An 11,852-nucleotide genomic window follows, 5' to 3' on the forward strand; every position below is an offset into this window, starting at 1 on the left:
TTGGAAAAGAAGGCTTACTTCAGGGCAGCGATGGACGCCTCGATTACGTCGAACGTGAACGTCGGGTTGTGCACGCCTTCCCCGCTCCCGGCATGGAGCAGGAAGTAATTCCAGCCGGCCTTCACGAGGTTGTCCGTGGCGGCCACGACCGCCGTCTTGGCCGCGGAGTCCGAATAGAAATCGCCCAACTGGACCTCCAGTTTCGTCACGGGCATCGTATGGGCCGATTCACCCGTCGGTGTATAGCTCACGGTCACCGCAGTCTTGAGGTTGACGAAGAAGCCCTGCTGGCCGTGAGGCTCCGTCGCTTCCAGGGACGACACGTTGTCCTTGCTGATCGTCACCGCCGCACTCTTCACGTCGTAGTCCTTGCCGTTGTACTGATGCGGCATGTAGTCCTTGACGTAAAACGTCGCCGGCAGCTTGGCGCTGAGATACGAGGCCATTTTGTCAGCCAAGGCTTTGAGGTCCTCCTCGGCGGCGCTTTGCAGCGTTTTCATTTGGACAAACGCATTGGTGTCCTTGTTGCCATGGCAGTTCGAGCAGATCTTGCCGTCCGCCTCGAAGGTGTGGTTCGTGCCCCTGCCCTGGTTGCTGAACTCCTTCGGCGGATCGGTCTGAACCATGTGGCAACTGGTGCAGGTGTCCTGGATGTTCGCGTGTTTCGAAGGCACGCCCGTGCTCACCAGGTAGGCATTCTGCCCCATGAACACGTCGGCCTGGCAGGCCGCATGGGGCGCGGAGTAGGCCGTGACCGCGATCGAATCGTTACGCAGGCCGTTGCGTGAATTGTGGCACGTCATGCACAGCGCCCCGCTGCCCACACCTTTGGCCTGGAATCCGGAAGGCAGCATGGCGGTGTCCCCTTCGATCCGGACGGTCGCCGTGTTCGGCTCGCCGGAGGTGGTACCCTGCGCGTGGGGATCGTGGCAGACCACGCAAGTCTGCGGGTGGACGCTGTCCTTGGTCATGCCCCACGATTTCATCTCATCCACGGTGGCATTGCCGTTGGCCCCCTGGATTTGCTTCGTCAGATCGCCCTGTTTGATCCATTTGAGAAAGCCTTGTCCCGCGTGGCAGCGACCGCAGTGGGCCGCCGTGGCCTGGCGCCCTTCCACCGTAGCCTGCGCTTCGGCCAAGGCGTAGTCCGCGTGATGGCTCTCTTCCCACTGCTGATAGCGGCCGTGGCTCGGCGGCTCGCCGTGGCACGCCCCGCACACGCCGGAAGCGAGGCTTACGCGCTCGGGGTCGCTGACCTTGTTGTTATGGAGCGCGGTCGTATTCGGCCCGTGGCAGTTCTCACACTGGATGTTCGTCATCCGCGCCGTGGCCGGATACGTCGCCAGCATGGTGTCCCAATTCGTCGGTCTGGCCGTCCCGTACAGCTTCGCATCGATGAAGGTCTGGAAATCGGACGCCTCATCGATCCCGCCGTTCGCCACCTCCTTGTCATAGCCGACGCCATGGCACTCCAGGCATGTTTCCTTATAGGTCGCCGAGGAGTTCAGATTGTTCGTAAAGATTTCGGCATGGCCCGATTTTTTCCACGGAGTGAACTTGTCCGGCGCGATGCTTCCGTTGTGACAGGACGTGCAACCGTCCGAATTCGGCCTCCCATCGGCGCCTCTGCCCGTGATCACACCCTGCCAGTTTCCGGCATAGATGTTTAGGGTCGTTCCCGTATTGTTTTCCTTGGCCACGTACTGGCCCGCTGTGTCCGGCGTGAAGGCTGGGTCCTGGCTGCCGGCATCGTCGAACGTTGCCGAGCCCCCCGGCGTGGTCAAGCTCCAGCTATACCCGCCTGCGTTCTTCTTGCCGTGGAGCAGCACGGGGATCCCAACCGGGACGTCTCCGATGCCGAGCGTGTGTTCAAACGCCGGTTTCGCCACGGAGACCTTGACCGTGCCCGAACCGCTCGTGGTCGAAGTTGTCACCGTCAGCTTGAGCGAAACGGTGGTCGAGGAGCCCAAGGCATGCGGGTCGATCGCCTGGATCAACGTGCGATCCGGCACCTTCAGGCCGGATACCAGTTTGGCCTTTGCAGTCGCCGCGTCGGGCAGCGGAACCGTGACCGTGTCCGAATCCGCGCCCGAGAGGGCCACGTTCGGACCGTCGGTGATCGACCATTTGTAGGACAGGAGGCTGGAGCCGTCGAGAACTTCCACCCTGGCCGGGACTTGCACCGCCTCACCGAATTGGCCCGTCACCGCTTTGATTTCGATCCCCACTGGGTTCTCGGGCACGAGCTTTACGGTCTGTGTGACGTCGCGGTCGGCAATGGCCGACATGACGACATCCGGAGAAGGGGCCTTGTAGAATGTCCTCTTGAGCTTCAGGACGTACGCACCGGCGGTCACTTCCTTTCTGAACTTCCCTTCGGCGTCCGTCTTCAGCGCGGCGGGGGCTGCCGCCTGGGCCTCGCCCGCCTTGGCCGCGGCGGGCGCCTCGAACGGCGGATCGGGAGTGATCTCCACGTCCGCCACGGGGTCCCCCGTGATGCTGTTGACAACCTTAAGCTCGATCGTCCCTTTCGTGAGTTCGGAGGCTGTGCAACCCGCGAAGACCCAGAGGCCCGCCAGCATCAGGGCCAGGAACGAGAGCGCGACGTTTCGATCCGTGATGTACTTCATGGTGCCACCCCTTTCTGGGATACCGTGACCCAGAGTGCAGCCCGGAAAGGGACGCACTCCGCATCGACCCGCGGAACGGAAGCCTCGATGGAGGTCTTCATCATTCATCGTGCGAATAATTCGCATACTCATCCGGCTGCTTGAATGACTGCGATCAGCGGATTGAACGCAGCCGAAATGCAGCGCATGACACACCGTCACGGTCCCTGCGTTTTGGTCGCTGATTCAGATCAGGATGCGTTGGCCGTGCGGCGGCTGAAAAGTTTGGAACCGCGATCAATCATCACGCTTGGGCAGAGTTGAAGGATGTCTTCGCTCAGCATTGGACCGAAACGTGAAGGGGCATGAAAAGGATGGGGAGGGCGGCCACCTCGACGGAATGTAAAAAGATCGCAACAAAGGAAATCCCCCTTCGCGGGAAGGGGGATTTCAGAGAGGCTGAGACTCTGGCGACGTGAGATCGCGGGTTCCGGCTATTCCTTCTCCCTCTTGTAAGGCGGTTTGTACGGGTCCCACACGTTGTGGACGGTGGAGACGGCGAACTCTTTGCCTACGCCGTGGCAAGTCCTACACGATTCCGCTTCGTCTCCGCTCCAGGCATCAGCCGGCGTGGGATCGACGGTCATCGCCGTGCCATGAGCGATGGCCGCATCGCCGTCGTGGCATGCCAGACATGCCAACCTTGATGGGTTCTCGTTCCACGAGTTGGTTTCGGCATGGCACTTGGTGCAGTTGCGGATATCCTGCGGGAAGATGACGCCTGAGTAGTCTTCCGTGGCGTGGACTTCCTTGGGTTTGTCCAGGTAATGCCCGCGGTGTACGCCGTGGACGCGGCGAGCGAGGGGCGCCGAGCCAAAGCCCATGTTGCTGCGTCCCGCCGCGGCGTTGACGCCCCAGCCGTCCGCCGGATCCGTGGCCTGCCGCGCCGCCATCTGCCGCTTGTAGTCGTGGCAGCTCTTGCAGATGTCCGGATTGAACTCGACACCGAAATAGGTGGCGTGCATTCGAGTGTCCTCGTGGCAGGTCTTGCAGTTGGTGGCGATCTTCTTGTCCTCGGTGGCCGTGCCCACCTGGAAATTGAGGAGGCTCCATCCCATGAGGGGTTTGGCGCCGGCTTCGACCCAGACCGAGTACGTGCCCGCCCGGAGCCCCTTCGTGTTGTCCAGTTGATAGGTGATGGCCGTGGACGACCGCTTGACCTTGGGGTCCTCGTCCAGCGGGTCCGACATGACGCGGAAATCGTTGTTCGCGTAGGTGTGAGTATCCTTGTTGACGTTGACGCCCACCGTCCATTTCATGTTGGTCGTGACCGTGCCGGCGAGGATTTCGACCTCCGAGCCGGTCCCGATGGTGTTGCTCTTGATCAACACTTTGGACGCGCCACTGGATGATACTTTCGAGGCCGTGGCATAGGTTCCGATGCCGGTGCTCTTGTCGTTGAGCCAGGATACGACCTCGGCCTGCGTAGCCTTGGAGGCATCGGCAAACTTGGACGCCGATGCGGTGATCGTGAAGGGTCCTTTGTTGTCGATATCGATCATGAATGTGGGACTACCCGAGAGATCCCATGGCCCGTTGCTTCCGTTCGTGACGTTGGCGCGAACGTGCGCGGCCCCCCCCGCCGTCGTCGTCAACACCGGCTCCGTGCCCGAACGCGGTCCCGACACGAAAATGTTGGCCCGCGAGAACGACGTAGCCGTAATCGTGGCGGGGTCGATCACCGCGCCGGTCGCGGCGTCCTTTACCGTGACCGTGAGGACGGGCGCTTCATCGACGTAGTAGCTCCCGTTGGCCGGGGGCGTGAGGGCCAGCTCAACCTTGGTATTGAACGCCGGCGGTGGGACCTTGTGGGCTTCCGCAACGGACTTCACACCGCCCGTGTCCGGCGGGTGGCAGGTCGCGCAGTTCTTGTCGTCCGTCTGCACGCCGCCGCTCTGCCCGCCTTCGTGCCCACCGTGTTTCTCTCCCGTCGAGAAGTCGACGTGGTCATGGCAGGCGCCGCACGCCAGGCGCGAGGGTTTGGTTTTCCATGAGTCGTCCAAGTGGCATTTCGTGCAATTCCGGACGTCCGCGGGAAAGACGACTTCGGTGTAATCCTTGAAGTCGCCGTTCTTGGGATCGATGTTCAACGGGTTTTCCAGCTCTTCACCCATGTGGACGCCGTGAACGCGACGAACAATATTATCGGGCACTTTATTGGCGGCGCTGCACGGGCTTTCCGTGCGGCTGGCGCAGTACGCCGCGTATCCTTCCTGGTTGTGGCAGTTCTTGCACGTGCGGACGGGGTCCGAGTCGATGGCCCAGCCTCCCGCCGGGTTCCTGCCGGTGGGGTCGGCATGGTGCAGATAGAATTTCCCGCTCAACGCGCCCTTGTGGCAATCGGCGCAATTCCCAACGATCTCCTTTTGCACGTCGGCCGTGCCGATCTGGACGTCCGCCAACTCGAAAGACTGGCTGAGGGCCTTGGCGGTGGCCACGCTGCGGAACCCCACCGTGTACGTGCCGGCCTCTTCGCTCGTAATCGGCTGAAGCGTGTACGTGAGGACGTTCCCCTTCACGGTCAGGTCGGGGGCGGCCGCTTTCTTGAGATCCACATAGTGATGGAGGCTGCCTGCGGCGTCCCGATCCGTCGATGCGTTCAGAAGCGCCGAGGCCGTCTTGATCGTTTGGACGTTCTTGGGTCCGTACATATAAAGGCCCGCCGTGCTCAGATCGTCCAGCGTCAGCGGATTCTCCTTGTCGTCCATGACATTGAGCGTGACCACGATTCTCTCACCGGCGGCGAAGAAGGAGCCGTTCTTGGGTTGCGACGTGGAGAGAGTGACCGTGAGTCCATCCGATTTCGCGGCCGCCGCTCCAGGCAGCCCCTGCACGATCGTCTTTTCTTCCGTTGTGCATCCCAGCGCGGACATCGCCATCAGGAGGGCGAGACCGCCGAGAATGTTTGCAAGTTCATTCATAGTGTTTTTCATGGGAAGACTCCTTTCTGAACGTGGGCCTCTGCCAGGGTCTTGTGGTGCGTCGCCGCATGTAACTTATCCGGTCTCACGCAGGGACTTTCGCATGGATCGCGCCCACCAATGAATGACGGCGGTCAGTAGGGAAACTGCTGCAACTCGGTTACAGTTAGAGCCCCTAACAGAATGCCGATTCGTAGGGGAGCATCTTCAGATGCTCCCTCTTGTCGGGAGGGTCTGAAGACCCTCCCCTACGCATTCTGTTGGACGCTCTTAGACTACGAGGCTGGACGGGAAGATTTGATGATGCCGAGTTTCTTGATGAGGCGCTGGAGCGTAACACGGTGAATGCCGAGTGCTTCGGCGGTATAGGTAACGTTTCCGCCGTGCCTCGCGAGCATATCGACGAGATAATTCCTCTCGTAGTCTCTGAGGACGGCGCGCCGCGCAGAGACACCGTCGGTCGTCCTCTCCATCGGACGTGGGATCGCTCCCCCCTTCCGGAGATCCTCCACCGTTATGACGGCTCCCGTGGCCTTCGAGACCGCCTTTTGGACGGCGGCGCGAAGTTCGGCCGAGTTACCGGGCCAATCCTGGTCGGCCAGGAGATCTAACGCCTCGTCCGAAAAACCCTTCACGCGCAGTTTGGGGTTTTCCTTTAGTAGTGCATCCAGAAAACGGACGGCGAGGTGTGGGATGATCTCCGGTTTTTCGCTCAAGGCCGGCGCGGGCTCCATGCGGCGAAGGAGATCCGCGTGCTCCTTTGCCTGGCGAGCGAGGAGGGCCGATCTCACTGCATCGACCAACTGATCGCCCGTAAAGGGTTTGGTGAGGTAATCCACAACGCCGCCCTTAAACGCTTGAATGGCGGACTCCACGGAGGGATACGCCGTGATGAGGATCACGGGAAGGTCGGGCGCGACTCGGTGGGCCGCCTGGATGACGGCCTGACCTCCCCCGTTCGGCATACGGAGATCGGTCAGCACAAGATCCAGTTCCTCACGCTGGAGGATCGGTGCGGCTTCCTTTGGAGAAAGGGCGAGGAAGACCGCAAACTTCGCCCCTTCGAGCGCCTGCCGGCAACTCGCCAGCATGTCCCGGTCGTCTTCGACGATGAGGATGCGTTCAGGCATCCGTTCTCCCTATCGAGGCTAAGCCTCTATAGTCGCCATAGAGGCTTAGCCTCGATAGAAACCTCATCAGGCACCTCCCAAGGGGATTCGCACGGTTACGGTGGTGCCGGAGCCGGACCGGCTCTTAATCCCCAGAGATCCACCGTGGGCGTTCACAATGGAATTGGAGATCGAGAGGCCGAGTCCCAACCCAAGTTCCTTCGTGGAGTAGAACGGCTCCGTGGCATGCCGCAGGGACTCCTCGCTCATGCCTTGTCCTGCGTCCGAGACGCTCAATACCAAACCCTCCCGTTCGGCGGCTGCCCGAACGACCACCTCGCCGCCCTCCGGACTCGCATCGATGGCATTCGTCAGCAGATTGAACAGGACCTGCTGGATGCCCTGCTCATCCATCACCACCTCGGGCAAGTCCGGCGGGAGATCGGCTCGGACTTGAATTCCCGCGAGACGGATCCGATCGTCCAGAAGTTCCAGACATTCACCCACCATGCCGGCGACCTTGACCGGGCGGGGCCGGAGGCCGTCGCTCTTCATCGTGTAGCGCGCAAATTGAAGAAGTTTTTGGGTGGCCAACGTGGCCCGTTTCGAGGCCGTGCGAAGGCGTCGAATTTCTTCCGCGGCGCCTGAGTTGAATTCCCCCGCCCTGACTCTCGAATCGAGGAACGAGGCATTCATGCTCATCACACCCAATGGGTTGTTGATTTCATGGGCGATGGTGGCGGAGATTTCTCCGAGGTAGGCCAGTTTCCTGGCCGCGTCGAGCTGACGGGTGCGTTCATCCAGGCGATCCATCAGTTCCTGGAAGCGCATCGCGATCTGCGAAGTCTCGTGTGTCTCCTCAAGCGAGTTCTTCCCCCCTGTCTTTTCGTCGAGAAAAACCGCCCGCTCGATGGCCCGATTGAGCTCCTCGATCGGCCGGGAAACGTAGATGGCGGTCAGGATGCCCGCGATGAGTCCTGCCGTCCCAATCCCGAGGAGGTATCTGCCCACCCGACCGATCAGCTTCCGGAGCGGTGCCTGACTGAGGCCGAGGCGAACGCGATAGCCTCGGCCGATCGATTCGTAGTCATAGACGTATTCGCCGTCCATTCGGATGAGGCGCACGGACACGTCTTCCCCTTTCACGGCTTCGTGCGGCACGGAGGCAAGGTCCCCCGGAATCCCCTTGGGGAACGTGCTCCAAAGCGGCCGGTTGTTGGAGTCCATGACCGCGATATAGCGGGTATCCGGCATGGATCTCATCTGGCGCTTGAACAAATCCGAGAGACCCGCGAGGTCGTCATAGTAGACCAGCCGGGCGCATTCAGCCGCGACGGCCCGCGTGAGGTGGAGGCCCCGATCCCGGAAGAAATTCCGGGCGGAGGCATAAAGGAGGAGGCCCACCGTTGCGGAGATGACGGTCCCCCACATCATCGCGTATACAACGAATGTGAAGGAGATCCGAGTCCGGAGCCGGACGGGGTCCCGCACTATTTCCCGCCTTTAAGATAGGCATCCACCCTCTGATGAATCTCTCTCGCGGAATCGTAGAGGCCCGGTGCGGGAGCTTCGAATCTCAGGACCCCCATCGCCTCCAAGGCTTTCCGGCCTCTGGGAACCTGGTCCATGATCAGAAAGGCTTTCTGGAGCCGGCCCCGAAGGTACGGATTCATACTTGTCGGAACGACCACAGGCGGTGCGCCAAGAGGGGGAGACGTGTCGAGGACGCGGACCTCGGCCCGCAGGGAAGGATTGCGTTGAATTTCGCGCTGGTATGCGCGGCTGTGAACGGCGGCGGCATCGGCCATCCCGCTCGCCACGGCCTCCAGACTCCCATCGCTGCTGTTTGTGAACGTGGTTCGTGAAAAAAAGCCCCGAGGTTCGATGCCAAGACCCAGCAGACGGAACAACGGGTAATAGTAGCCGGCCATGGAGAGCGTATCGGTGTAGGCGAAGGAATAGCCTTTGAGATCCTCGACCGTTCGGGCGGGCCGGTCGGCGCGGACGATGATGAGGGCGTGATAGACGGGCCCTTCTTCATAGACAGGGACCGCGATATTCTCGATGGGCAGATCGACCTCCTCGGCGCGAATGTAGGCGCCCGGGCAGAGCAAAGCCGCCTGCACGGCGCCGTTTCTCAGCAGCTCGTTCACCTCGCCGTGCGTCTTCTGCTGGATCAATCGAACCGGGTGAGAGAGCCGGTTTTCGAGGTAGGCGGTCAGAAGCTCATAGTTCTGCGCCGTCCTGTTGGGGGAAAGAATGGGACCGATCGCAACTCGGTAGGGAGGGGTTTCCGCCCCGTTGGGGACCATGGCGGAGGAATCCAGCCGAACTTCGATCGCCCGCTCTCCGAGATTTGCGAGAGGCGCGACGGCCAGAAGGATACCCAATCCCACGACCGAGAGAGCGAGGACAAGATGCCGGCGCCGGAGCCCGCTCCATTTCGCTGCAAGGACGGTGAATGAAGGAATCACCGGGATTCGCACCGCCGCCTCGTTCCCATGCCTTCAAAGCTACGTGTCGGGGATGCTCAGGAACATGACGGAAGTCATATTTGGCGCCGCAGGGAAGGGCGGAGCGGCAGCCGGAAAAAGAAGCGGCAGGCGGGGAAGCCCGCCTGCCGCATAGGGTTACGTTGCGCTCGCTACTTCTCAGTCTCCGCTCAATCTCTTATTCTCGTGGCAGGCGCCGCAGGCGTTCGGCATGATGTCCGTATCCTTCCCGCCCGATGCTTTCTTGAGGGCGCTGGAGGTTTCGTACTTGATCACGTCGAACACGTGGGAGGCTTGGTCACCCGAAACGAGGGCCGTGTTGCCCGCCGCATCCTTGCCGGTGGTGTAGCCGCCGGACTTGGCCGTCTTGGCCATGTGGCACGAGGAACAACGGCCCACAGGTTTCGCGTCATTCGTCGGATCATACGTGGAGCCCATGCCCGGAACCTTGTCCTTCATGTGCGCTTTCACCGCATCCGCCACGGCCGAGCTCGATCCCCCGCCGGCAGCCAGTGCCGTGTGATTCTTTTCCGCCTTGCCTCCCGCGGCGATGTGGACCTCGGCCACGTCTTCTTTCGTAAGCGAGGCATACGGAGCTTCACCGGCGTGGCATGTCAGGCACAGGGTATTGTTCTTGTGGCTCGGACTCAATAGGGCGTACTCGTCCTTCCCGACCTCCTCCTCAAGCTCCTTCGGACCTTGATAGAGCGAGTGGACGTTGTGGCAGCTCGCGCAGGTCAGCTTCTCCTTCGAGTTGGCCCAGTGCTTGGAGTAGCTCAGCATCGTGTATTGCTGGCGGTGGGCCAACCCGTGTTTGCCGTCCGGCCACGCATTGAAGGCGCCGCCCTCAGCAGACGTCACGCCGAAGCCTTTGATGTAGTCCTTGAGATCGTAGACGCCCGCCACGAAGGCGCCATTGCCCAACTTGGACGCATTCGCCAGGTTGTAGGCGTATCCATGGACTCCCGACGGGTCTTTGCTCTTTCCATCGTCGCCTGAGTGGCACATTCCACAGACTTGGTTCTCTCCCAGAGCCGTCAAGTTGCGGGGTGTGATGATGGTGAGTTTCCTGTTCTCAGTCGTCGCGGCCAGGTGTTCCGAGCCGGGACCGTGGCACACCTCGCAGGTGATGTTCATGTCCTTGTAGCTGTACGCTTCCGTGTAGTTCTTGCCGGAGGCCGCTTCTCGCGTGAGCTCCATGCCGGTGTTATGGCAGCCCGCACACTGACGGGAAAACGTGCGGCCTCGATCGGCCCATTCGGTTTCCTTGTAGGCGCCGGTCTTCGGCGCACCGTCTCCGGACTGGGTGATTTGCACCGGCAGGATGAGATAATCCTTGTCCTTTCCGGAAGTGTATGTCCATGAGGACGCGAGAGGAACGTCAGAGAGTTTGGCGAGGAATCGCTGTTTGTACTTTCCGAAATTGGGCTTGTTCGCGATACCGCCATCGCCCTCGCCGCCGTAGGTTCCCGAAACCGCTATGAACGTGCCGTCGGTCGTGACCGTGCAATCCGCCGTTCCTCCGAACTTCATCTGGTAGTCGCCGGCCGTGGGCTGACAGAGGACCACGGCAACTTGGGCCGCCTTGGTCGGATCAGCCGTATCCTTGGCTCCGGTCGGATCCATGGCTTTGATTTTGGAGTCGATGGTGGCGCCCACCGTGGGCCATTTCTCGAGGCTGATCATGCGCGATTTGTCGGTCGTGATCGAGACGGCGTGAGGGGCCCCGCGTTCCTCGGCGTCCTGAGTTTGATGGCAGGCGGCGCACTGGGTCCCGCCGACGTATTTGGCCGAATCGGAAGGCCGGGAGGAAAGCGTGATCGTCACCGACTCGGAGGGTTTGCCGTCCTCTCCAATTTCAATCGCATGGCGGGTTTCACCGGCGAGGTAGGAGGCGCTTGGCGCGGCGACTTTCAGAAAGGCTTTCCCTGCGCCCACGCCTTCAAGAGCGAACGCGCCATTGGCGTCGGTGATCGCGGAAGCCGCCTGACCCTCAACCGTCACCGCGGCGCCTTCGATGCCCTTGCCCGCGGCGTTCTTCACGAAGAATTCGAGCTTCTTCGTTGTGGTGGTGGTCGTCGTGGTGGTTGTTTCCTTGTCCCCCCCGTCGCATCCGGTCGCGGCGAGCATGGCCGCGATGAACAACGGGGTCATCCCGCGCAGGGCATTTCGAGCAAGCATACTCATAGTCACGCCTCCTTCATCAGCGCACGATTGGGCCCGGCTTCGTACCGGTGCCGTGTCGATGTTTCCAATGATTCCTGAAATCACGCGGGGAGTGTAACCGACACGCAGCAGGCGAGAATGACGCCGGTCAATGAGATGCCTGAAACTTCAAGTGAATCAGATGCGTTACTTCAGAACTGCTGCAATACAGCATCAGCCATGGATCAACGTTGAGAACTTCACATAACCTGTCTTTATCACTTGATCATGCTATCGATACTCATCACTGGATCTGTCCAGGCATCGAGATGGATGGAATGAGTGATGCACTATCGCAGCAGCAATGCCCCGATCCGGGTCCTAAGCTCGACTTTTGCCATTTTTTGAAAGGTTTATGTTGGTCATGATGCGTAGGGGAGGGTCTTCAGACCCTCCCAACAAGAGGGAGCATCTGAAGATGCTCCCCTACGAATCGCTTGAGCGGTGTCTGAAGAT

At 60.9% G+C, this 11,852-nt stretch carries 6 protein-coding genes; all 6 read right to left on the bottom strand.

Annotated features, from left to right (window positions below):
- Positions 1-14 precede the first annotated feature (14 nt).
- A complete protein-coding gene (locus HYT87_10875) occupies positions 15-2,630 on the bottom strand; it encodes a hypothetical protein (protein MBI2060262.1) in 2,616 nt (871 codons plus the stop codon).
- Positions 2,631-3,103: 473 nt separating this feature from the next.
- Positions 3,104-5,602 carry a cytochrome c3 family protein gene (locus HYT87_10880; GenBank protein MBI2060263.1) on the bottom strand — a complete coding sequence of 833 codons (2,499 nt, stop codon included), beginning with the start codon at positions 5,600-5,602 and terminating at the stop codon, positions 3,104-3,106.
- A gap of 263 nt (positions 5,603-5,865) precedes the next feature.
- On the bottom strand, positions 5,866-6,720 hold the full coding sequence (locus tag HYT87_10885) for a sigma-54-dependent Fis family transcriptional regulator (protein MBI2060264.1): 855 nt from the start codon (positions 6,718-6,720) through the stop codon (positions 5,866-5,868).
- A gap of 66 nt (positions 6,721-6,786) precedes the next feature.
- Positions 6,787-8,190, bottom strand: a complete 1,404-nt coding sequence (locus HYT87_10890) for a HAMP domain-containing histidine kinase (protein MBI2060265.1) — start codon at positions 8,188-8,190, stop codon at positions 6,787-6,789.
- The gene (gene phnD / locus HYT87_10895; protein MBI2060266.1) at positions 8,190-9,185 is read right to left on the bottom strand and encodes a phosphate/phosphite/phosphonate ABC transporter substrate-binding protein; all 996 of its coding nucleotides are present in this window, start codon (positions 9,183-9,185) and stop codon (positions 8,190-8,192) included. Before phnD ends, HYT87_10890 begins: the two co-directional genes overlap by 1 nt.
- 165 nt (positions 9,186-9,350) lie before the next feature.
- On the bottom strand, positions 9,351-11,378 hold the full coding sequence (locus HYT87_10900; protein ID MBI2060267.1) for a hypothetical protein: 2,028 nt from the start codon (positions 11,376-11,378) through the stop codon (positions 9,351-9,353).
- Positions 11,379-11,852: the final 474 nt, after the last annotated feature.

It is taken from the genome of Nitrospirota bacterium, assembly GCA_016180645.1.
Lineage (GTDB): Bacteria > JACPQY01 > JACPQY01 > JACPQY01 > JACPQY01 > JACPAV01.